The 21793-nt window shown below is 74.6% G+C and carries 20 protein-coding genes; 7 read left to right on the forward strand and 13 right to left on the reverse strand.

Translation table 11 applies throughout. The annotated features are described in order from the left end of the window. Position 1: 1 nt before the first annotated feature. Positions 2–448 (forward strand): hypothetical protein, encoded by a 447-nt coding sequence (locus AB0M18_RS15560; RefSeq protein WP_365758001.1) that lies wholly within the window; start codon positions 2–4, stop codon positions 446–448. Here AB0M18_RS15560 and AB0M18_RS15565 read toward each other — a convergent pair. The 3 genes from AB0M18_RS15565 to AB0M18_RS15575 are packed head-to-tail and all read right to left on the reverse strand — an operon-like array spanning position 421 to position 2473. Further along, positions 421–1107 (reverse strand): class I SAM-dependent methyltransferase, encoded by a 687-nt coding sequence (locus AB0M18_RS15565; RefSeq protein ID WP_365758003.1) that lies wholly within the window; start codon positions 1105–1107, stop codon positions 421–423. The two genes, AB0M18_RS15560 and AB0M18_RS15565, sit on opposite strands and share 28 nt — an antisense overlap. After that, on the reverse strand, positions 1104–1736 hold the full coding sequence (locus AB0M18_RS15570; RefSeq protein ID WP_365758005.1) for a DUF2064 domain-containing protein: 633 nt from the start codon (positions 1734–1736) through the stop codon (positions 1104–1106). The genes AB0M18_RS15565 and AB0M18_RS15570 overlap by 4 nt, the downstream gene beginning before the upstream one ends. Beyond that, positions 1733–2473: a glycosyltransferase family 2 protein gene (locus tag AB0M18_RS15575; protein ID WP_365758007.1), complete on the reverse strand. Its 741-nt coding sequence runs from the start codon at positions 2471–2473 to the stop codon at positions 1733–1735. Before AB0M18_RS15575 ends, AB0M18_RS15570 begins: the two co-directional genes overlap by 4 nt. 123 nt (positions 2474–2596) lie before the next feature. Between AB0M18_RS15575 and AB0M18_RS15580 the strand changes: the two genes are divergently transcribed. Beyond that, the gene (locus AB0M18_RS15580) at positions 2597–3382 is read left to right on the forward strand and encodes a response regulator transcription factor (protein WP_365758009.1); all 786 of its coding nucleotides are present in this window, start codon (positions 2597–2599) and stop codon (positions 3380–3382) included. Further along, positions 3379–4491: a HAMP domain-containing sensor histidine kinase gene (locus AB0M18_RS15585; RefSeq protein ID WP_365758011.1), complete on the forward strand. Its 1113-nt coding sequence runs from the start codon at positions 3379–3381 to the stop codon at positions 4489–4491. Before AB0M18_RS15580 ends, AB0M18_RS15585 begins: the two co-directional genes overlap by 4 nt. 35 nt (positions 4492–4526) lie before the next feature. On the opposite strand, the gene AB0M18_RS15590 is transcribed toward AB0M18_RS15585, so the two are convergent. The 4 genes from AB0M18_RS15590 to AB0M18_RS15605 all read right to left on the reverse strand — a co-directional run bounded on the left by AB0M18_RS15590 (position 4527) and on the right by AB0M18_RS15605 (position 8560). Beyond that, a complete protein-coding gene (locus AB0M18_RS15590) occupies positions 4527–5576 on the reverse strand; it encodes an NAD-dependent epimerase/dehydratase family protein (protein ID WP_365758013.1) in 1050 nt (349 codons plus the stop codon). Between the two features lie 54 nt (positions 5577–5630). Further along, positions 5631–6257, reverse strand: a complete 627-nt coding sequence (locus AB0M18_RS15595) for a cytochrome b/b6 domain-containing protein (RefSeq protein ID WP_365758015.1) — start codon at positions 6255–6257, stop codon at positions 5631–5633. Continuing rightward, positions 6241–6954, reverse strand: a complete 714-nt coding sequence (locus tag AB0M18_RS15600; protein WP_365758017.1) for a molybdopterin-dependent oxidoreductase — start codon at positions 6952–6954, stop codon at positions 6241–6243. Before AB0M18_RS15600 ends, AB0M18_RS15595 begins: the two co-directional genes overlap by 17 nt. A gap of 64 nt (positions 6955–7018) precedes the next feature. Further along, positions 7019–8560, reverse strand: a complete 1542-nt coding sequence (locus tag AB0M18_RS15605; protein ID WP_365758019.1) for an alpha/beta fold hydrolase — start codon at positions 8558–8560, stop codon at positions 7019–7021. Positions 8561–8652: 92 nt separating this feature from the next. Between AB0M18_RS15605 and AB0M18_RS15610 the strand changes: the two genes are divergently transcribed. Continuing rightward, positions 8653–9576 carry a MerR family transcriptional regulator gene (locus AB0M18_RS15610; RefSeq protein WP_365758021.1) on the forward strand — a complete coding sequence of 308 codons (924 nt, stop codon included), beginning with the start codon at positions 8653–8655 and terminating at the stop codon, positions 9574–9576. Positions 9577–9606: 30 nt separating this feature from the next. Here the strand turns inward: AB0M18_RS15610 and AB0M18_RS15615 are convergent, their stop codons facing one another. Further along, positions 9607–12471 (reverse strand): BTAD domain-containing putative transcriptional regulator, encoded by a 2865-nt coding sequence (locus AB0M18_RS15615; protein WP_365758023.1) that lies wholly within the window; start codon positions 12469–12471, stop codon positions 9607–9609. A gap of 122 nt (positions 12472–12593) precedes the next feature. Next, positions 12594–13370 carry an NPP1 family protein gene (locus AB0M18_RS15620; protein ID WP_365758025.1) on the reverse strand — a complete coding sequence of 259 codons (777 nt, stop codon included), beginning with the start codon at positions 13368–13370 and terminating at the stop codon, positions 12594–12596. Positions 13371–13961: 591 nt separating this feature from the next. Between AB0M18_RS15620 and AB0M18_RS15625 the strand changes: the two genes are divergently transcribed. From AB0M18_RS15625 to AB0M18_RS15635, 3 genes are all read left to right on the forward strand, one after another. Further along, positions 13962–14624, forward strand: a complete 663-nt coding sequence (locus AB0M18_RS15625) for a hypothetical protein (protein WP_365758027.1) — start codon at positions 13962–13964, stop codon at positions 14622–14624. Positions 14625–14760: 136 nt separating this feature from the next. Further along, positions 14761–15921 (forward strand): LCP family protein, encoded by a 1161-nt coding sequence (locus AB0M18_RS15630; RefSeq protein WP_365758029.1) that lies wholly within the window; start codon positions 14761–14763, stop codon positions 15919–15921. 162 nt (positions 15922–16083) lie between these two features. Continuing rightward, positions 16084–17760 (forward strand): carbohydrate binding domain-containing protein, encoded by a 1677-nt coding sequence (locus AB0M18_RS15635; protein ID WP_365758031.1) that lies wholly within the window; start codon positions 16084–16086, stop codon positions 17758–17760. Positions 17761–17858: 98 nt separating this feature from the next. On the opposite strand, the gene AB0M18_RS15640 is transcribed toward AB0M18_RS15635, so the two are convergent. From AB0M18_RS15640 to AB0M18_RS15655, 4 genes are read right to left on the reverse strand one after another with little or no spacing between them, the layout of a single operon-like run. Next, positions 17859–18866, reverse strand: coding sequence for an ABC transporter ATP-binding protein (locus AB0M18_RS15640; RefSeq protein WP_365758033.1), 1008 nt, complete (start codon positions 18864–18866; stop codon positions 17859–17861). After that, positions 18863–19849, reverse strand: a complete 987-nt coding sequence (locus AB0M18_RS15645; protein ID WP_365758035.1) for an ABC transporter ATP-binding protein — start codon at positions 19847–19849, stop codon at positions 18863–18865. Before AB0M18_RS15645 ends, AB0M18_RS15640 begins: the two co-directional genes overlap by 4 nt. After that, the gene (locus tag AB0M18_RS15650) at positions 19849–20835 is read right to left on the reverse strand and encodes an ABC transporter permease (protein WP_365758303.1); all 987 of its coding nucleotides are present in this window, start codon (positions 20833–20835) and stop codon (positions 19849–19851) included. Before AB0M18_RS15650 ends, AB0M18_RS15645 begins: the two co-directional genes overlap by 1 nt. Before the next feature lie 5 nt (positions 20836–20840). Further along, complete coding sequence (locus AB0M18_RS15655; protein ID WP_365758037.1) at positions 20841–21791, reverse strand: ABC transporter permease; 951 nt, start codon at positions 21789–21791, stop codon at positions 20841–20843. Positions 21792–21793 lie beyond the last annotated feature (2 nt).

Consider the following 21793-nt stretch of genomic DNA (forward strand, 5'->3'; position numbering starts at 1 on the left):
GGTGACGAGCGGGACTCAGGTGCTGCGATACGCGGTCGGCGGGCTCGGCCTCGTCCTGATCGGCCTCGGGGCATGGCTGGTGGTGGCCGAGCCGGATCCGCTCGGGGTGCTCGTGTGGCTGGCCGGTGCGCTCGTGCTGCACGACGGCGTCCTCGCCCCGCTGGTGTTCGGCGTGGGGCTGCTGCTCGTGGGGCGGCGTCAACGGGGCCTGTGGCGCGGGGCGTTGCTCGTGGCGGGCAGCGTGGTCCTGGTCGCCCTGCCCCTGCTCGTACGACCCGGAGCCCCGCCCAACCCGTCGGCGCTGCCCCTCCCGTACGGCCGGAATCTCGCGATCGTGCTTGCGGGCGTGGCCGCCTCGGCGGGGGCGCTGTATCTCGTACGGCGGGGGCGGGATCGCGTACGACGCGGGCGGGCGCGGGCTCAGCGGAGTCCTGCCGCCGACGACTGAGGGGCGAGGCGCAGGAAGGGGCGCCCCGCCACGGCCCACTGTTCGTGGACGGCCCAGCCCGAGCTCCGCGCGTGCGCGGCCAGGGCGCGGGCGCCCACCCGGGCCCAGGGGAACGGCGTACCCCGGCCGCCCCGCCCGTCGTCGACGCGCACCTCGCAGCACTCGTCGACATCGAAGGGCGCGCACTCCGCGACGACCTGCCCGGAAGGCGACACGACCTGGCGCAGTCTGCGCAGGAGGGCGGCCGGGTCGCCGCCGATGCCTGTGTTGCCGTCGATCAGCAGCGCCGTGTCCCAGCGTCCCTCGGCGGGCAGCGGTTCGAAGACCGACCGGCACAGGGCCGTGGCGCCGACTCGTGCGGTGCGGGCCACCGCGGCCGGGCTGATGTCGATACCGAGGGCCCGCCGGCCTTCGGCGGCGAGCGCGGCGACGAGCCGTCCCGGCCCGCAGCCGACGTCGAGGACGGTGCCGCGGCAGCGGTCGAGCACGGAGCGGTCGGCGGCGTCGGGCGCCTCGCACCAGCGCTCGACCTCCAGGGGCAGCAGCCAGCCGTCGTGCCGGCGCAGGAAGAGGGGCCCCTGACCGGTGCGCAGGGCGTCGGTGTACGGATCGGCCCGCCACGCCGTGGTGGTGGTCTCGGAGGTGGTGGTCGTGGTCAACGGCCCGCTCCCGCCGTCGCGCCGGTCAACTCGGCGTACCGGGCGGCGAAGCGGGTCGCGGGTGCGGCGGCCGCCACCTCCCGGGCGTCCGACGCGGTGTCCACGTCCCGCAGCACGGGCAGCCGGCCGACGCGCAGCCCGGCCGTCCGCAGCCGCGCGTACTGGACGGCGCCGGTGTCCGGCCGGGACATGGGCACACCGAGCAGCAGGGCGGGGTCGGGGCGGGCGAGGCCGAGGGCCCAGAAGCCGCCGTCGGCGGCCGGACCGAACCAGGCGTCGTACGCGTCCCAGCGCAGGGCCGGAGCCAGCAGCGAGGGCGTGACCTGCGGGGTGTCCATGCCGATGAGCAGCGCCGGCCCGGCGCAGGCCGCGAAGGCGGCCGCGAGCCGCGCGTCGAGCCCTCCCGCCGCCTGGGGAACGACATGGAACCCCGGTGGCAGCCAGGGGCCGGGCTCCCCGTCGAGCACGAGGACGTGCCGCTCCGCCGGAACGCGGGCGGCGGCGGTCAGCGTGTCGGTGAGGGCCGCCTCGGCGAGCGCCGCGGCCTGCTCGGGGGCGAACGGGGGAGTGAGCCGGGTCTTCACCCGGCCCGGCCGGGGCTGCTTCGCGATGACGAGGAGGACGGTCACGGGCGTACTCCGGTGGTCGGCGTCGGCGTCGGCGTCGGCGTCTGCGTCGGCGCCGACGCTGGCGTCGACGTCTGCGTCGGCTCGTCGAGCACCTTGCGCATGTCATGGACCGCCTGCCAGGTGCCCCGCCAGGTGCCGGTGACCTTCGACCGTCCGGCCCGGGGGAGATACGGCACGTCGAGCTCGCGCACCCGCCAGCCCGCGTCGGCCGCCCGGACGACCATCTGGAGCGGGTAGCCGCTGCGCCGGTCGGAGAGCCCGAGCCCGAGGAGCGCCTCGCGGCGGGCGGCCCGCAGCGGGCCCAGGTCGTGCAGCCGAAGCCCGGTGCGGCGCCGCAGCAGCCAGGACAGCGCCAGGTTGCCCGCCCGGGCGTGGACCGGCCAGGCGCCGCGCGCGACGGGGCGGCGGCGGCCGAGCAGGAGGTCGGCGGAGCCGTCGGCCACCGCTCCGACCAGGCCCGGCAGGAGACCGGGGTCGAGGGAGGCGTCGCAGTCGCAGAAGCAGACGAACTCGGCGTCGCAGGCGAGCAGTCCGGCGTGGCAGGCGGCACCGAAGCCGCGCCTCGGCTCGGTCACGACGGTGGCGCCGAGGCCGGCCGCGATGCCGGCGGAGCCGTCGGTGGAGCCGTTGTCGACGACGATCGCCCGCCAGCCGGCCGGGATCCGGGCGAGCACCCAGGGCAGCGCCTCGGCCTCGTCGAGACAGGGAAGGACGACATCTGCGGTCAGGAGGGTCACGGCTCCACGGTAGGAAGCACCTGGTGGATCGGGGGCCCGGAAGTCCTTACGAAACGCGGACGTCGGCCTTCGTACGCCCGGGTGGCGGTGACCCCCGGCGCGGTGGATGCGACGCTGTGCGGCATGAACGAGCACAGCGCCTCCCGGACCGCCTCCGGACCCGCGGGCCCGCCCGCCTCCCGGCCCGCGGCCCGGATCCTGGTCGTGGACGACGACCCGACCGTGGCCGAGGTGGTGACCGGCTATCTCGACCGGTCCGGGTTCGCCGTGGAGCACGCGGCCGACGGCCCCGACGCCCTGCTGCGCGCCGGTGCGCGATGGCCGGACCTCGTTCTGCTCGACCTCATGCTGCCGGGCCTCGACGGCCTGGAGGTGTGCCGCAGACTGCGCGAGACCGGGCCCGTACCGGTGATCATGCTGACGGCGCGGGGCGACGAGGAGGACCGGATCACCGGCCTGGAGGTCGGTGCGGACGACTACGTCACCAAGCCGTTCAGCCCGCGCGAGCTGGTGCTGCGCGTCGAGTCCGTCCTGCGCCGCAGCCGTGCGGCCGCCGGACCGGCGGCTCCCCGGCCGGTCCTGCGCGCCGCCGGTCTCGCCGTCGACCCGGTCACCCGCCGCGCCACCCGGGCGGGTGGCGAACTCGCCCTCACTCTCCGCGAGTTCGACCTCCTCGCGTACTTCCTGGAGCACCCCGGCGCCGCGCACACCAGGGAGGAGCTGATGCGGCGGGTGTGGGGCTGGGACTTCGGGGATCTGTCCACGGTCACCGTCCACGTCCGGCGCCTGCGCGCCAAGATCGAGGACGACCCGGCGCGGCCCCGGCTCATCCGGACGGTCTGGGGAGTCGGCTACCGCTTCGAGCCCGAACGGGACGGGACGGGCGCGACGGGTGGAGGAGCGGAGTGAAGGACGTCCTGCTGATCGCGGGGTTCGCACTGGCGGGAGCCGTGTGCGCCGGCCTCGCCGGAGCGCTGGTGCTCCGCCTCGTCCGGCGGCGCTCGGTCGCGGTCTCCCTGACCGTGGTCGCGGCCGTCACCGTGACCGCGATGCTCGCCGGGACGCTCGCCGTCGCCCAGGCGATGTTCCTGTCCGCGCACGACCTGTGGGTGGTGACCGTCGTCGTGGCCATGGCGGCCCTCGTCTCGCTCGGCACCGCCCTGCTCCTGGGCCGCTGGGTGGTCGCCCGCAGCCGGGCCCTCGCCCGCGCCGCCCGCGACTTCGGCGACGGCGGCAGCTTCGCCGCACCGGACGGCGCCGCCACCGCCGAACTCGCCGCGCTCACCCGGGAACTGGCCGCCACCAGCGACAGACTCGACGCCTCCCGGCGCCGTGAGCGGTCCCTTGAGGCCTCCCGCAGAGAACTCGTCGCCTGGATCTCCCACGACCTGCGCACCCCACTGGCCGGGCTGCGCGCCATGGCGGAGGCCCTGGAGGACGGCATGGCCGCCGACCCCGCCCGCTACCACCGCCAGATCCGAACCGAGGTCGAGCGCCTGACGACCATGGTCACCGACCTCTTCGAACTCTCCCGCATCCACGCCGGCGCGCTGGCCATCAGCCCGAGCCGCATGTCCGTGTACGACCTGGTGGGCGACGCCCTGAGCGGCGCCGACCCGCTCGCCCGCGAGCACGGCGTGCGCCTGGTGGGGGAGGAGGTCGAAGCGGTCCCCGTCGAGGTGGACGGCAAGGAGATGACCCGGGTCCTCGCGAACCTGCTCGTCAACGCCATCCGCCACACACCGGCCGACGGCACGGTCGCGGTGGCGGCCGAACGACGCGCCGGAGCCGTCGTCCTGTCCGTCACCGACGGCTGCGGCGGCATCGCCGACGAGGACCTGCCCCGCGTCTTCGACACCGGCTGGCGCGGCACCGAGGCCCGCACCCCGCCGGCCGGCGCCGGGCTCGGCCTCGCCATCGTCCGCGGCATCGTCGAGGCCCACGCCGGCCGCGCCGAGGTCCACAACGTCCCGGGCGGCTGCCGCTTCGAGGTCACCCTGCCGGCCGCGTCGAACTGACCCCGGCGCAGGACCCGGCGCGGACCGCCGGGCCGCTAGCGCAACTCGGCGCGTGCGAACTCCCTCATTCCGGCCTCGAATCCGACCCGCGGCCGCCAGCCCAGGTCACGGCGCAGCCGGGACGAGTCCGCCGTCACGTGCCGTACGTCCCCCAGCCGGTACTCGCCCGTGGTCACCGGCGGCGGCCCGCCGAACGCGCGCGCGAGCGCGCCGGCCATCTCGCCGACCGTACGGGGATCACCGCTGCCGGTGTTGTACGCGGTGAACGAGCCCGCGCCCAGGCCGTTCGCGGCCTCCAGGGCCAGCGCCGCCGCCTCGGCCACGTCCCGGACGTGGACGAAGTCCCGTCGCTGACCGCCGTCCTCGAAGACGCGGGGGGCCTCGCCGCGGGCGAGCGCGGAGCGGAAGAGCGAGGCCACCCCGGCGTACGGCGTGTCCCGCGGCATGCCGGGGCCGTAGACGTTGTGGTAGCGCAGCGACACCGCCCGGCCGCCGGTCGCGCGGGCCCAGGCCGCGCCGAGGTGTTCCTGCGTGAGCTTCGTCGCCGCGTACACGTTGCGCGGGTCCGCCGGCGCGTCCTCGGTCACGAGCCCCGGCGTGAGCGCGGCTCCGCACAGCGGGCAGCCGGGCTCGAACCGGCCCGCCGCCAGATCCGCCTCCTGACGCGGGGCCGGCCGCACGACCCCGTGCGGGCCGCACTCGTAGCGGCCCTCGCCGTAGACCACCATCGACCCGGCCAGGACCAGTTCCCGTACCCCGGCCCCGGCCATCGCGGCCAACAGCACCGCCGTGCCCAGATCGTTGCAGCCGACGTACGCGGGCGCGTCCGCGAAGTCCTTGCCCAGGCCCACCATCGCCGCCTGGTGGCACACCGCGTCCACGCCCCGCAGGGCCTCCGCGACGGCCGCGCCGTCTCGTACGTCCGCGATGACCAGCTCCTCCCCGGGGCGCGCCACGCGAGGCGGACCGGAGTGCGCGGACGGCAGCAGGACGTCGTAGGAGACGACGTCATGGCCGCGCGCGAGCAGCGCGTCGACGATCTGGGTGCCAACGAATCCGGCTCCGCCGGTGACCAATACCCGCATACCGCCCCACGCTAGAGGGCCGGGACCCCGGCCTCGCCGCACCACGGTCAGCCGTCACTCTTCCGTAAGAGCCCGCCGCTCCCGTCCCCAGTGCGGGTGTTCCCGCTCCGCCCAGTCGCGGTCCACCAGGCCGGTCCGCATCCCGAGCCGGGCCTGCGGATCCCGCGCCGCCATCCAGACGTGCCCGGCCGTCACGCCCGCGACGGCCGCGGCGAGCCAGTCGTGGACGAACGTCGCACCGGTCCGCAGCGACGGGGGCGCGAACCGGGTGAGCCACATCAGCAGTCCCGTACCGACGAGCACCGGCATCGCTCCGAGCGTCCACTGCGCGTAGAGCTTCTGCCCGGCGTTGAACTTCCCCGCCGGGCGGTACGGGGCACGGGACCGCAGCGCCCTCAGCCACGCCCGGTCGACCGGGGTGAACCGGCTGAGCCGGGCCGCGTCCGCGCGCAGCGCCCGGAAGAGCAGTCCGGACAGCAGGGGTACGGGCAGGGCCAGACCGCACCACACGTGCACGGTCACGACCAGCCGGCGGCGCCCGACCAGTTCGGCCAGCGGCGTCACGTACAGACAGGCGGCGGTGGCCAGGCAGGCCAGCATCAGCGCCGCGGTGGTGCGATGCACCCAGCGCACGGGGCGGGCGAAGCGGAGCAGGCGGTCGGGGTCAGCCGGTCGGCGCATCGTCCCGCCCGTTCGACCGGCCGACCCAGGCGTCGACGTCGTATCCGTACCGCTCCCAGTAACCCGGCCGCACCGTCGAGGTGACGGTGATCCCCGACAGCCACTTGGCGGACTTGTAGAAGTACATCGGCGCCACGTACAGCCGTACCGGCCCGCCGTGGACGTGGGAGATCGGGGCGTCCCGCATCCGCAGCGCCACCAGCACGTCGTCACGGCGTGCCTGATCGAGCGTGAGGCTCTCGGTGTAGGTGCCGTCGAAGCAGGTGAACCGCACCGCCCGGGCACCCGCCCGGACCCCCGCGACGTCCAGGAGGTGCGCGAGGGAGACGCCCTCGAACGGCGTGTCCGGCACCCGCCAGCCGGTCACACACTGCACGTCCCGCACGATGCGGCGCTGCGGCATGGCTCTCAGATCGGCCAGGCGGAAGCGGGCCGGGCGTTCGACCAGGCCGTCCACGGTCAACGCGTAGGTCCGCTCGGTGCGGGCGGCCACCGAGGAGACCACGGAGTAGTACCGGAAGCCGCCACCGCCCGGCAGCAGGCCGCTCAGCCCGGTCGGGTCCTTGGCGGCGAGGGTGCTCTGGGCCTCCTGGAGGTACGGTCCCGCCGCGACGCCGGCCGCGCCGAGCCCGAGCAGGCCGAGCACGACGCGGCGGCCCACGGGGGTGCCTCGGGGGTGTTCCACTGTGCTGTTCACGCCCCCGATACGACCAGCCCTCCCAGCCCGGGGCCAGGGCCGGCGCCGTTCCGTCAGACTTTCGTCATGCCTTGCCGTCCCGGCCGGGGCCGGGTCGGTCCGGCGCCGTCAGTCGGCGGACGACCGAGGCGGCGGCCCTCGTCACCGCCTCGCGGGTCTCGGGGAGGTGGTCGATCGCCTCGAAGCCGTGGTGGGCGAGCGGTACGTCGATCAGCTCGACCTCGGCGCCCGTACGCTTCGCCACCGTCAGGAAGGCGTCGACCGTCTCCTGGAACGGCGGATGCTCCAGGCCCGCCCGGGTCAGCACGACCGGCGGGCCGGCCGCCGACAGCGCCTCCGCCGGGCGGAAGCGGGCCTCCACCTGGCGCCAGTCGGACAGCGGTGCGAGCACCGGGTAGTTCAGCGCCACACAGCGCAGCCACGGCGGCGGGGTCGCGAGCCAGTCCGCCGCGAGCAGGCCGCCGGCGGAGAAGAACCACAGCGCGATCCGGTCCGGGTCCACCCGGGGGTCCGCCCGGACCAGATCGAGCGCCCGCGCCAGGTCCGCGGCGGCGGTCGGATAGTCCGCGAGGCCGTAGAGCCGGTGGTCCAGCGTGACGCCCACGATGCCGAGACCCGCCACGTAACGCCCGTAACCCTGGAAGAAGGCGCTGTCCCGGGGGGTCGGCTTCTGTTCCGGCGACACCGGCCCGCCGTGCACGAACAGCACGGCCGGGCGCGGCCCCCCGGCCTCCGGGAGGTACAGATCGACCGCGCCGTGCCGCTCGCACGGCCGCTCCGGCACGTCGAGCAGGAAGCCCCCGCCCTCGAAGACGGACGCCGTCTCCGGTACGGACAGCCGCACACCCTCGTCCGCCGCGGCCCGCAACAGCACCTCGGCGAGCGCGCCGGGCGCGGACAGCATCGGCCAGTGGCCGGTCTCCAGCTCGAAGAAGCCCACCGTGGGGGACGCGAGCACCCGGAACTGCGGCGGTCCCGCGGCCAGCAGCATCTCCACGCCCGGGATCCCCGGGCCGTTCGCGGTGCACAGCACGCCCGTCGTCGGCCGGTCGAACGGGCTGCCGGTCAGCCGCAGCGGCTGGGTCAGGGTCCGCACCGGCTGCGGCGCGGCCAGCCGGTCGAGCCGGGCCAGATCCGCCGCCGACAGGTCGTCCGTACTGCCCCACCGTGCCCACTCGGCACCCGACGGCGGCGGTACGAGCCCGTCCGCGCCGGCCCGCCCGACGGCGGCCGGGTCCGGGACGAAGGCGCTCGCCGGGTCCCCGTCTCCCGGCAGCCCCGCGTCCAGGTACACCACCCGCGCGACCCGCCCGGCCCGCCGGTCGGCGGCGCCGAGCACGGGGTGGATGCCGTAGTCGTGCCCGACGAGGACGACCTCGCCCGCGCCCGCGCCCGCGCCCGGGCCCTGGTCCGCCTCGTCGATCGCCCGCAGCACGTCCTCGACGTGTGTCTCCAGGTCCGTGTCCGTCTCCGAGGTCTCGGCGCCCGCCATGCCGGTGAGCGTCACCGGATACGCGGCGGCCCCGGCCTCGCGCAGCCGCTCCGCCACCTCGTCCCAGACCCATCCGCCGGTGAAGGGCCCGGACACCAACACGAAAGCGGTCATCGCCCTCTCCTCTCCTCGCGTCGTTCGTTCCGTCGGGTGGACGGTAGGAACTCCCCCAGGGGGAGGTTCAAGGCGGGCGTTAGGGTCGGAGCATGGGGGCCGAGGACGAGGTGTGGAGCATCGGGGAGCTCGCCGAGCGGGCGGGCGTCTCCGTCAAGACCGTGCGCTACTACTCCGAGCGCGGGCTGCTGCCGGAGGGCGGTCGGACCGGCGGCGGACACCGGCGGTACGGGCCGGGGGCGTTGGAGCGGCTGCGCTCGATCCGGGCGCTGCGCGCCCTGGAGCTGCCGGTGACCGACGTGGGCCGCGTGCTCGACCAGGGGGCCGCCTGGGAGGACGTCGTCGCGGGCCGGCTGCGCGAGGTCGAGCGGCGGATGACGGCGCTGCGCTGGCACGAGGCCTCGCTGCGGCTGCTCCGGGACGCCCCGGCGGCCGAGCGGGCCGAACGCCTGCGGCTGCTCGGCGGGTTGGCCGCGCCGCCGGACACGACGGTGCTCGCCCGGTTCTGGCGGCGCACTCTGCCCGTACGGTTCCCGGCGCGGCTCGCGGCCGCCGTCGTGGACGTCGCGGTCCCGCAACCGCCCGCCGACCCCACCCCCGCGCAGGTGCTCGCGTACGCCCGCCTCCACGCCCTCGTCGCCACGGCCCCAGCCCCGCCCGTCCACCTCGCCGGCGTCCCCCACCGCCCGACCGCGCTCTACGAGGGCCTCGCCGAGGCCTACGACCTCGCGGCCGCCGCCCGGACCGAGGCCCTGGACCGCTTCGTCACCGCCTACGCCGACGCCCTCTCCACCCGCGACACCCCCGCCTTCCGCCGCCGCCTCGCCCGCCTCCTCACCGCCGGCGCGGACCCGCTGATCGGCCGCTACTGGCACCTCGTCGGCGAACTCCGCACCCCCGACGCCGGCCCCACGGTCGGCGCCGTCCACGGCCGGATGTGCCTGGCCCTCAAGAGGGAGGCCCTGGTGGACCCGGAGCTGTGGCCGGATCCTTCGGGCGGGGCGTGGGGCGAGTAGCGGCGGCCCCGCGCCGCTGCGGGACGCGTGCTACGTCCCCCTGACCGTCTTCCGCAGGCGCCGCAGCTCCGACTCCGCGCGCTGGACCGTTTCCTTGGAGCCGTGGGACAGGCCCAGTTCGCGGGCGCGGGTGAGGGCGGGTTCGGCGGCGGTGGGGTCGCCGAGATCGAGGAGGGCGGCACCCATGGTGGCGGTGAGCATGCTGTGGCGGACGCCGAGGAGGCCGTTGACGGTGTCGCCGTCGAGGGTGAGGCCGCGGCGGGCGCAGGCGAGCGCGCCGGCGGGGTCGCCGGCGGCGAGGAGCTGCTGGGCGCGGTGTTCCAGGGCGAGGAGCTCGGTGATGACGTCGTCGCCGTCCTCGACGAGGGCGAGGGCGCGGGCGGTGTGCGCGAGGGACTCCTCGGTGACGCCGGAGGCGTCGAGCGCGACGGCCAGGTTGACCAGGGCGGTCGCCTCGCTGGACGGCTCGCCGGCGCGGGCCGCGAGGCCGGGGGCGAGGCGGAGGTGGACCAGGGCCTCGGGGAGGCGGTCCTCCTGGGTGAGGAGCCAGCCGAGCAGCGCGCGGGCGCGGGACTCGGCGTCCGGGTCGTTCTCGCGGGCCGCCGAGTCGACCGCCGCCTCAAGAAGCGGCACCCAGCCGTCGAGGCTGTTCCACAGCATGTAGGGCCACTGGAGCAGGGCGAGCCGCCAGGCACGGTCGTGGTGCCCGGCCGCCCGCGCGGCGGCCACCGCCGCGGCGAGGTTGTCGCGCTCGGCCGCGTACCAGAGCAGCGCCGCGTCCCGCCCCGCGAAATGCGGGGTGGCGGGCGGCCTGCGGGCGTCCTCGGGCAGCGTGCAGCACGGCAGGTCGTCGGGCTCGGCGGTCTTCGTCGCCGCCATCGCGGTGCACGTGTAGTGGTCGAGCAGCCGCAGCAGCGCCTCGTCGTCGGGGCGGAGCCGCCGCGCGTAGAGCCGGACCAGGTCGTGCAGGGTGTGCCGGCCCGGCGCGTACTCCCTCAGCAGGTGCGCGTCGCACAGCCGGTCGAGCGCCTCGGCGGCGACCGCCGGCGGCCGTTCGAGGAGGGCCGCCGCCGCGTTCCGGTCCAGGTCGGGGCCCGGCAGCGCCCCGATCTGCCGGAACAGCCGGGCCGCCTCCTCCGGCAGCCCCTGCACCGTGAGGTGCAGCGCGGCGGCCACGCCCTGCGCGTCGGGGCCCGCGCAGCCGTCCACCGACAGCAGAGCGAGCCGCCGCTGCTCGTCGGCGAGTTCGGCCGCCAGGTCGGACAGCCGCCAGTGCGGGCGCGCGGCCAGCTGCGCCGCCGTGACCCGCAGCGCGAGCGGCAGCCCGTCGCACAGCGAGGCGAGCATCCGTGCGGCCGCCGGCTCGGCGGCCACCCGGTCGGCGCCGACGGCCGCCGAGAGCAGCGCGGCCGACTCGTCCACGCCGAGCACGCCCAGCGGCACCGGCCGGGCCAGTTCGGACACGACGAGACCGCCGAGCCGCAGCCGGGAGGTCACCACGGCGGCGCTGCGCGCGCCGGCCGGCAGCAGCGGCCCGGCCCGGTCGGCGGCGCGCACGTTGTCGAGGACGACGAGCAGCGCCCGGTCCTCCGTCAGCGAGCGGTACAGCGCGGCCGCGGCCGTCGGCGACTCCGGCACCCGGCGCGGCGGCACGCCGAGAGCGAGCAGGAACTCCCGCAGGACATCGGCCGCCTCCAGACCCTCGTCCGGGCTGAAGCCGCGCAGGTCGGCATAGAGCACGCCGTCGGGGAACCGCGGCGCCCGCCGGTGCGCCCACTGGAGGGCGAGCGCCGTCTTCCCCACTCCGGCGGGGCCGGTGACGATCGCGACGCGGGCGGCGTCCACGGCCGCGTCCAGCTCGTCGAGTTCGCGCTCCCGCCCGAGGAAGCCGCGTGGGGTACGGGGGAGCAGATCGGGCGCGGGCCACTCCGGCGCCGCCGGGCCGACGCCCGAGCCGCGACCCGTACCCGAGCCCGTACCCGAGCCCGAGCCCGTACTCGTGACCATGACGGCGCCAGGGCCGTCCCCGGGGCCGCCCTCCCCGTCCCGTACCGCCGCCACGGAGGGCGTGATTTCGTCGGTCGCGGCGGTCCGCGGCGAATGCTCGCCCCGCGCCGAGCCGTCGGTGACGGCGGCCGTCTGCGGGGTCGCGGTCGTCAGGCCGCGCAGCACCGCCTCGTAGGCGGCGCGCAGCGCCGGGCCCGGGTCCACGCCGAGCTCGTCGGCGAGCAGGCCCCGGGTGCGGTGGTAGCAGTCGAGCGCGTCCGACTGGTGGCCCGCGCGGTACAGCGACAGCATCAGGGCCGCCGTCAGCGACTCCCGCAGCGGGTTCGCCGCGGCCTCGGCGCGCAGCACGGCCGCGGCCCTCGTGTGCTCGCCGAGCCGCCCGTACGCCGCCGCGAGCTGCTCGACCGTGACGAGCCGGGTCTCCTCCAGTGCCTGGGCGGCGACGAGCAGCGGCTCGCTCGCCACCGTCCCGGTGAGGGCCGGGCCGCGCCACAGCGCGAGCGCCTCGCGCAGCATCAGGACCGCGTCGGCCGGGTGCTTCTGGTGCCCGGCGAGCTGGACCAGCTCCTCGAAGCGGTGGGTGTCGAGGAGCTGGTCCGGCATGCACAGCTCGTAGGCCTGGGAGCGGGTGGCCAGCTCCACCCCGTAGTCGTCCGCGCCGCCCTGTTCGAACAGCGCGCGCAGCCGGGAGACATGCCCCTGGACGACCGTGCGGGCCCTGGCCGGCGGATCCTCCGCCCACACCGTGTCGATCAGCCGGTCGACGGGTACGACGGAGTTGGCGCGCAGCAGCAACGCCGCGAGCACGCTTCTCCGCTTGGCGGGGCCGAGCGGCAGCTCACCCGCCTCGGCCGTGATGGACACCGTCCCGAGCAGGCGGAACTCCACCCGGCCCTCCCTGTCGCTTCGTCCTGTGGGCCCTCCAGTATCCCCAATGCCGGGAGCGGGTCGTTCGGCAGGCGGCCGGATTCGGACCCTTCGGGAGCCTTCGGGGCGACTTCAGACCGTGACTAGGCGTTCGGGTCGAAGGGGATGCCCGCCGGCTTGGCCTTCGACAGGGTGTACGCGAAGTCGGCATCGTCGATCTTGAGCGTGGCCGAGCCGAAGTCGGCGCCCGTCAGCCGGTCGCGCAGGCCGGCCGGATAGCCGTTCCAGCCGACGAGGCGCGGGTAGAACCAGCCGCCCGTGGAGTTCTCGATCTGGTCGTCGGAGGTGTTGGCGAAGCGGTAGCAGTGGGTGGACAGCCCGTCCTTGTGGTAGACGATCTTGGGGTGGGTGCCGTCGAAGCGCACCGACGAGCGGTCGGCGATCTGGTAGCCGCTGTGCTGCGAGGCCGACACGTACTTGACCTCGTTGTCGCTGATCCACACGACGATGTGCTCCCAGTCGTGGGTGTGGCCGATCGCCAGCGGGCCCCACGTCGCCTGGTCCTTCTCGTAGTAGCCGGCGTAGACGACGGCGCACCAGCCGTTGTTGCACTTGGCGCGGGAGTAGCTGTTCGCGGCGGCCAGCTGCGCCGGGTCGTGGCAGTGGCCGTTGACCGCGCCGCCGAGCTTCAGACCGGGATTGAGCGTCCCGTCGGAGCCGATGGCGGCCGTCATGTAGCAGCCGTCGGTGTCGAAGTCGTACGCCGGGGCGAAGGTCTGGTCGAGCCCGTCGGCGTTCTGCGGGAGCGGCGGGAGCACGGCCGCCTGGGCCGTGGCCGGGACGCCGAGGACGAGTCCGAGGGCGCACAGGAGGGCGGCGAGCGCCGTACGGCGGCGCCCCGGCGCTGAGGTCAGGTGCACGTCAACTCCTTGGGGTGGGGGTGCGCCAGACCTTCGCAGTCGCCCGCCCGGAGCGTCAACCACCCTGCGGAGAACGGGGGGTTACGCCTCCGGATGCGTCGCATGGGGTCGTCCGCGCCCCGCCGTGCCGCAGGGCGCTCGGTGGGGCGCGCGGGCCGTCAAGGTGCGCCCTCGGCTTCCCCGGATCGTGTGGGAGGGGCCCGTCGATCACCGAACCCGGCGCCGGGACACGGCAGGATCGGAGGCGTCGGGGTCGCTTCCGAACGAGAGCCGTGGGGGCTCTCGGACCCCGTGTCCGAGCGTCGTGCGCCGACATCGCCGCTCATCGCCGCCCCCGGGACGAGGCTCCGCTCCGGGGGCGGTGGCGTGTGTGCGGCGTGGACGGCTCGGGCCCACCCTCGCATCGGAGCGGCCGGGTCAAGTGTCGAGTCACGCCAAGATTCTGACGATCAGTCAGTAGTGGCGGAAACCTGCCTGGACGCTGCTACCGGCTGGTTCTACTCTCAAGTCACTTCGCGTGTCCCCCACCCCCACCCCCCACGCGAATCCGCACCTCCTCGCTCCCCACACACCGCTACCGAGGAGATCCCCATGTCCAAGCTGCTCGTCTCCGCGACCGGACTCGCCGCGGCCGCCGCCCTCACTCTCGGCGGGGCCGGCACCGGCACCCAGGCCGCCTCCACCACGCTGCTGCCGGCCGGTCACTCCTTCGCCGCCAAACTGACCGGCAAGGCCACCTTCGTCGCCGGTTCCACCACCATGACCTGCACGGTCTCCGCGTCCGTACCGGGCACCGGCGCCAACAACCAGGTCCCCGCCGCGCCCGCCAACCACAACGACGCGGGACCCGTCGGCGCCACCATCAACCCGCCCACCTTCAGTGGCTGCACCACCAGCGTCTTCGGCGTCAGTGTGACCGTCACCGCCAACGCCGCCAACGGGGCCTGGGCGCTGTCCGCGCAGAACGGCGCCCCGGCCACCGGCGGCTTCACCATCCCCAAGGGCGGTGTGATCCTCAAGACCAGCGGCTTCGCCACCTGCACCATCACCGCCTCGCCCGCCGGCCCCACCGCCGTCAACGGCACCTGGACCAATGGCGCCCCGTCCACCCTCGCCGTCAGCGGCGCGCCCGTCCCGGCCACCGTCACCGGCGGCTTCCTCTGCCCGACCGGCAACCAGTCCGCCGCCTTCAGCGCCACGTACCAGATCACCGACATCACCGACCCCGCCCAGCAGATCACCGTGACCGGGTAACCGGCCGGTTCCCCCGACCCGATGCGCACCCCGCCGATCTTCGGCATCCTGGTGGCTCGAAGTACGCCCCCGGCGGGGTGCGTTGGGGTGTGGTGGGGTGACGGCGGCGGGGGCCGCGAAGGGGGAGGGCGCAGGCATGAGCGCGCACGAGAGACAAGACCAGGAGCAAGAGCGGGGGCAGGAGCCGGCGCCTGAGGGCCGCTCCGTCGAGGACGCGCTCTTCGGCGCTCGGGAGCCCGAGGCGGAGCCCGAGGCGGAGCCGGACGGAGCCGAGCCGCCCGGGGCCGAGCCGTCGTCCGGCGTCGGGCCGAAGAAGCGCCGCCGCCCCAAGGGCCGCACGGTGCTCCTGAGCGCCCTGGCACTGTTCGTCGTGGCGGTGCTCCTGACCGCCGGGGCGGGCTACTGGGCGTACGAGCACTACACCGGCCGCGTGCAGCGCATCCCGCAGACCTTCCCGACGAACGCGCCGGTGCCCGCCGCGTCCAAGGGCGGGCAGAACTTCCTGCTCATGGGCCTCGACTCGCGCTCCGACGTGCCCACCACCGGCAGTGACGCCAAGGGCAGGCTGTGGAAGTACGGCGACCAGCGCAGCGACGCGATGATGCTGGTGCACATTCCCGACGACCACTCCGCCGCCTATGTCGTCTCGCTGCCCCGCGACTCCTGGGTGGACATCCCCGGCCGGGGTCGGGCCAAGCTCAACGCGGCGTTCTCCTGGGGCGGCCCCCCGTTGCTCATCGACACCGTGCAGCGGCTCACCGACGTGCGCGTCGACCACTTCGCCGTCATCGACTGGAACGGCTTCCGGAAGCTGACCGATGCCGTCGGCGGCGTCGACATCATCATGTCGGACGGCGAGCGCCGGCACATGAACGGCGCGCAGGCCCTGGACTACGTGGGGGAGCGCAAGGACCTGCCCAACGGCGACTTCGACCGCACCCACCGGCAGCAGAACTACCTGCGCACGGTCCTGGAGAAGGTGATGGACTCCGCGTCCCTGAAGGACCCGCTGCGGCTGAAGGAGACCCTCGACATCTTCACCGAGACGGTGTCGGTCGACGAGCGATTCGGCGACGGGGAGATGCGCGAACTGGTCTGGAACATGCGGGAGGTGCGGTCCGGCGACATGACCTTCATGAACGCACCGGCGAAGGGCACCGGCATGGAGAAGGGCCAGTCGGTGGTCTACCTCGACCGGGCCCGCTGTGCGGCGCTCTGGCAGGCGTACAAGGACGACGAGGTCGGGGACTACGTCGACACCCACCCGATCGACCGACTCCGCCCCGCCACCAACTGAGCGGTGATCGAGGGGAGTTGAGACTCGGGCAAGGGGGTCGGAAGCGGCCAGGGGGTGAGACGGGGGCTTGACGGACAGATTGGTCCAGTCCAATCTGTGACGCGCTTGTCCTCCCGCTCTCCCCCTCCCGCTTTATCCCCCACAACTCCCCCTGGAGGTACGGTGCTTGTCCGCAACCGCCTGGTGGCGACGCTCGGCGCGTCGCTCCTCGGCGCGGCGGCCCTGGTCGCCCTGCCCGCCCCGGCCCAGGCCGCCGAACTGCTGAGCAACCCGGGCTTCGAGTCCGGCACCCTGTCCGGCTGGAGCTGCTCCGGCGGAACGGGGTCGGTCGTCTCCAGCCCCGTGCACAGCGGCACCAAGGCCCTGGCCGGCGCCGCGAGCGCGTCCGACAACGCCAAGTGCAGTCAGACCGTCTCCGTCCAGCCCGGCACCACCTACACGCTGTCCGGCTGGGTGCGCGGAAACTACGTCTACCTCGGCGTCGACGGCGGCACCTCGACCTGGACCGCGTCCGCCCCCTCGTACCAGCGCCTGTCGCTGAGCTTCACCACCGGCGCGAGCCAGACCAGCGCCACCGTCTACACCCACGGCTGGTACGGCCAGGGCACCTACCACGCCGACGACATCAGCCTCGACGGCCCCGGCGGCGGGGGCGGCGGCACCGACACCCAGGCGCCGAGCGCGCCCACCGGCCTCCAGGTGGCGTCCAAGACCGCCTCCGCGGTGACCCTCGCCTGGGCCGCCGCCACCGACAACGTCGGCGTCACCGGGTACGACGTCTACCAGGGCGCCACCAAGGTCAGCACGGTCACCGGCACCTCGGCCACCGTGTCCGGCCTGGCCGCGAGCACCTCGTACACCTTCACCGTGAAGGCCCGCGACGCCGCGGGCAACGTCTCGGCGGCCTCCAACGCGGCCACCGTCACCACCGAGGCCGGCGGCGGGGGTGGCGGCACCGGCTTCAAGCAGGCAGCGCCCTACCTCTACCTCGGCTGGGGCAACCCGCCGGCGCCCGCCACCGTCATGAACGCCACCGGCATCAAGACCTTCACCATGGCCTTCATCCTCTCCTCCGGCGGCTGCAACCCGGCCTGGGACGGCCAGCGCCCGCTCACCGGCGGAGTCGACCAGTCCACCATCGCCGCCGTCCGCGCGGCCGGCGGCGACATCGTCCCGTCCATCGGCGGCTGGTCCGGCAACAAGCTCGGCCCCAACTGCTCCACCCCGGAGGCCCTGGCCGGCGCCTACCAGAAGGTCATCGACGCGTACGGGCTCAAGTCCATCGACGTCGACATCGAGAACACCGACGAGTTCGAGAACGCGGCCGTCCAGGACCGCATCCTCGGCGCCCTGAAGATCGTCAAGGCCGACAACCCCGGCCTGCGGACCATCCTCACCTTCGGCACCTCGACCACCGGCCCCACCTACTACGGCAACCGGCTCATCGAGCAGTCCAAGGCGCTGAACGCCGGCATCGACGTCTTCACCATCATGCCCTTCGACTTCGGCGGCGGCGCCGACATGTACGGCAACACCGTGAACGCCGCCAACGGCCTGAAGAACAAGCTGAAGTCCGTCTACGGCTGGGACGACGCCGCCGCCTACGCCCACGTCGGCATCTCCGGCATGAACGGCCTCTCCGACCAGCAGGAGGTCACCACGCAGCAGATCTGGACGCAGATCCGCGACTGGGCGAACGCCAACCACATCGCCCGGCTCGCCTTCTGGTCCGTCAACCGCGACCGCGGCTGCGCGGGCGGCGGCGTGACCGAGACCTGCTCCGGCATCGCCCAGAGCGACTGGGAGTTCACCCGGATCACCGCGGGCTTCACGGGCTGACATCGGGCTGACACCCCCGTCCCCGGGCCCGGCCGGCCCCCCGACCGGCCGGGCCCCAGGACTCAGCCCTTGTCCGGGACTCAGCCCGTCTCCAGGACTCAGTCCGTCTCCGGGAAGTGGCAGGCCACCTCCCTCGCCTCCCCCGCCGCGGTCCGCCGCAGCGGGGGAGCCTCCGTCCGGCACAGCGCCTGCGCCTTGGGGCAGCGCGGATGGAAGGTGCAGCCCGGGGGCGGTGCGGCCGGGCTCGGAGGGTCGCCGAGCAGGGTGATCCGCTCCCGGGCCCGCTCGGCCGCCGGGTCGGGCAGCGGCACCGCCGAGAGCAGCGCCCGGGTGTAGGGGTGCGCGGGCGCCTCGTACACCCGCTCCTTCGGGCCGATCTCCACGATCCGCCCCAGATACATCACCGCCACCCGGTCGCAGACCCGCCGCACCACCGACAGGTCGTGGGCGACGAAGAGGTACGCGAGCCCCAGCTCCCGCTGCAGCCGCCCCATCAGATTGACGATCTGCGCCTGTACGGACACGTCCAGGGCCGACACCGGCTCGTCCGCGACCACCAGGCGCGGCCCGGTCGCCAGGGCCCGCGCGATCCCGATCCGCTGCGCCTGCCCGCCGGAGAACTCGTGCGGATGCCGGTCCAGATGCTCGGGGAGCAGCCCCACGAGCTCCAGGAGCTCGGCCGCCCGCCGTCGCGCCTCCGCCGCCGACGCGCCCTGCACGAGCAGTGGATCGGACACGATCCGCGCCACCGTGCGGCGCGGGTTGAGCGAGGAGTGCGGATCCTGGAACACCATCTGCAGCTCGCGGCGCAGCGGCTTCAGCGCGCGCTGCGACAGCCGGCTGATGTCCCGCCCGTCGAAGGCAACGGTGCCGGAGCTCGGTTCGAGCAGCCGGACGATCATCCGCCCGGTGGTCGACTTGCCGCAGCCGGACTCACCGACCAGGCCCAGGGTCTCGCCGCGCGCGATGTCGAAGGAGACCCCGTCCACGGCCCGCACCCGCCCGGCGCGCCGCCCGTGCCCCGGAAAGGTCATCGTGAGATCGCGGACGGAGAGCAGCGGGGGACGTGCCGGGGGAGTCTCCGCGGTCTCGGAGGTGTCGCTCATGGGGTGACCACGCCTTCGTACGCGGGGAAGTGACAGGCCGTCGGATGATCCGCCGGACCGCTGAGCACCGGGCGCTCCTCCCGGCAGCGGTCCCGGGAGTGCGCGCAGCGGGGCGCGAAGGCGCAGCCCGGCGCCGGGGCGAGCAGGGACGGCGGGGAGCCGGGGATCGCCCGCAGCGGGGTGTCGTCCGGGTCGTCGAGCCGGGGCAGCGAGTCGAGCAGCCCCTGGGTGTAGGGGTGGGCGGGGGAGGCGAACAGGGCGTCCACCGGGGCCTGTTCGACGGCCCGCCCGCCGTACATCACCAGGACCTCGTGGGCGACCCGGGCGACCACGCCCAGGTCATGCGTGATGAGCACGACGCCGAGCCCCCGTTCCTGCTGGACCCGGGCGATCAGGTCCAGGATCTGCGCCTGCACGGTGACGTCGAGCGCGGTGGTCGGCTCGTCCGCGATCAGCAGGTCCGGCTCGCACACCAGCGCCGTCGCGATCATCACGCGCTGCCGCATCCCGCCGGAGAACTGGTGCGGGTACTCGCCGGCCCGCCGCCGCGGCTCGGGGATGCCGACCTCGGCCAGCGCGTCGACGGCCCGCTCGCGGGCCACCCGCCGCCGTGAGCCGAAGTGCACCCGGTGGTGCTCGGCGATCTGTTCGCCGACCGTGTAGTACGGATGGAGGCTGGACAGCGGGTCCTGGAAGACCATGGCCATGCGCCGGCCGCGCAGCCGGTTCAGCTCCCGCTCGCGCAGCCCGGTGAGCTCCTGCCCGTCGAGCACGACCGAGCCGGTCACCTCGGCGCCGGTGTGCAGACCCATCACCGCCATCGAGGTCACGGACTTGCCGGAGCCCGACTCGCCGACGATCCCGAGAGTCCGGCCGCGCGGTACGTCGAAGGAGAGCCCGTCCACGGCGCGCACCGGCCCGCGCCGGGTCGGGAACACGACCGACAGGCCGCGCACGGACAGCAGGGGTTCGGCCTCGCTCATCAGAACCTCACTCGCGGGTCGACGACGGCGTAGAGCAGGTCGACGCACAGATTGGCGACGACGATGAAGGCGGCGGCGAGCAGCGTCACCCCGAGGATCACCGGCTGGTCGCCGGTGGACAGCGCCCCGTAGAAGAGCCGTCCCACGCCCGGCAGCCCGAACAGGGACTCGGTGATCACGGCGCCCGCGAGCAGCCCGCCGAGGTCCATGCCGAAGAGCGTGAGGACCGGGGTCATGCCGGCCCGCAGCCCGTGCTTGACCACCACGGTCCGGCGCGGCAGGCCCTTGGCGCGGGCGGTGCGGATGTACGGCTCCGCCATCGACTCGATCATCGAACTCCGGCTCTGCCGCGCGTACATGGCGGCGTAGAGCAGGGCCAGCGCCAGCCAGGGAAGCAGCAGGTTCCGCCCCCAGTCGAGCGGGTCGGCGCCGAACGGCACGTACTGCGGATAGGGCAGGAGCCCCGTCACCCGGATGAGACCGTAGATCAGCATCACCGAGGTGAAGTAGACCGGCAGCGAGGCGGCGGCGACCGCCCCGACCATCAGCGCCCGGTCGGTCAGGGTGTCCTTGCGCAGGGCCGCGGTGACCCCCGCGCCCAGGCCGAGCGCCAGCCAGATCACGGCCGCGCCCACGGCGAGCGAGGCGGACACCGGCATCCGGTCGACGAGCAGGTCCCAGACCGGCTGGCTGTTCTCGTACGAGTAGCCCAGGCACGGGAAGTCGCACCGCAGCGCGTACGGGCCGCTGCCGACCGTGCGGCCGGTGAAGACGCCGGTGACGAAGTCGGCGAACTGGCGCCACAGCGGCTGGTCCAGGCCCATGTGGGCGCGGATCGCGGCGAGCCGTTCGGTGCTGCAGGACTTGCCGCAGGCCGCGGCGGCCGGGTCGGAGGGGAGGACGTAGAAGATGAGGAAGGTGATCGCGGCGACGGCGAGGAGCACGCCGAGCATCCCGAGGATCCGGCGGCCGACATAGGGGAGCAGCTGTCTCACGCGCGGCCTCCGCGCGGGTCGAAGACGTCCCGCAGCGCGTCCCCGAGCAGGGTGAAGGCGAGGACGGTGAGGAAGAGACAGACGCTCGGCACCATGAAGTACATCGGGTCGGTGTCGTAGAAGGCGACGGCCTCGGCGATCATCTGGCCCCAGGACGGGGTCGGCGGGCGCACCCCGACGCCGAGATAGCTGAGCGCGGCCTCGGTGGCGATCATGCCGGGCACGATCAGGGTGGTGTACGCGATGACCGGCCCGGCGACCCCGGGCAGCACGTCCCGGGTGAGGACCCGCCAGGTGGAGGCGCCGCCGACGCGGGCCGCGTCCACGTACTCGCGGTGCTTGAGCGAGAGCGTCTGGCCGCGCACGATCCGGGCGATGCCGGGCCAGCCGAAGAGGCCGATGACCAGGACCATCAGCAGGATCCGGTTGACGTCCCTGGCCACCGACATCGCCGCGATCATGAAGATGAGGGAGGGGAAGGACATGGTGAGGTCCATGAGCCGGGACAGCACGGTGTCGGTGCGGCCGCCGAAGTAGCCGGCGACGACGCCCGCGGCGACGCCGACGACGACCACGATGGCGGTCGCGGCGAAGGCGATGAGCAGCGAGACCTGTGCGCCGTGCACGACCCGGGCGAACAGGTCGCGGCCGGTGACGGGTTCGACGCCCAGCCAGTGCTCGGCGGACATCCCGCCGAGGGGGCCGACGGGCAGCCCGCCGAGGTACGGGTCGACGGCGGACTTGTCGAACTCGTCGGGCTGCCAGCCGCCGAGCCCGCCGATCAGCGGGGCGCCGGCGGCGATCACGGCGAAGAGCACGACGACGGCGAGCCCGACGAGTGCGGAGGGGCGGCGGCGCAGCTCGGCGAGGGCGAGGCGCCAGGGGCTGCCGGCGGCGGGCGGCGGCGGTGCCGCCGTGGTTTCGGGGCGCGTGTCGGTCGTGGTCACGG

This window comes from Streptomyces sp. NPDC051909 (assembly GCF_040681095.1).
Taxonomy (GTDB): Bacteria; Actinomycetota; Actinomycetes; order Streptomycetales; family Streptomycetaceae; genus Streptomyces.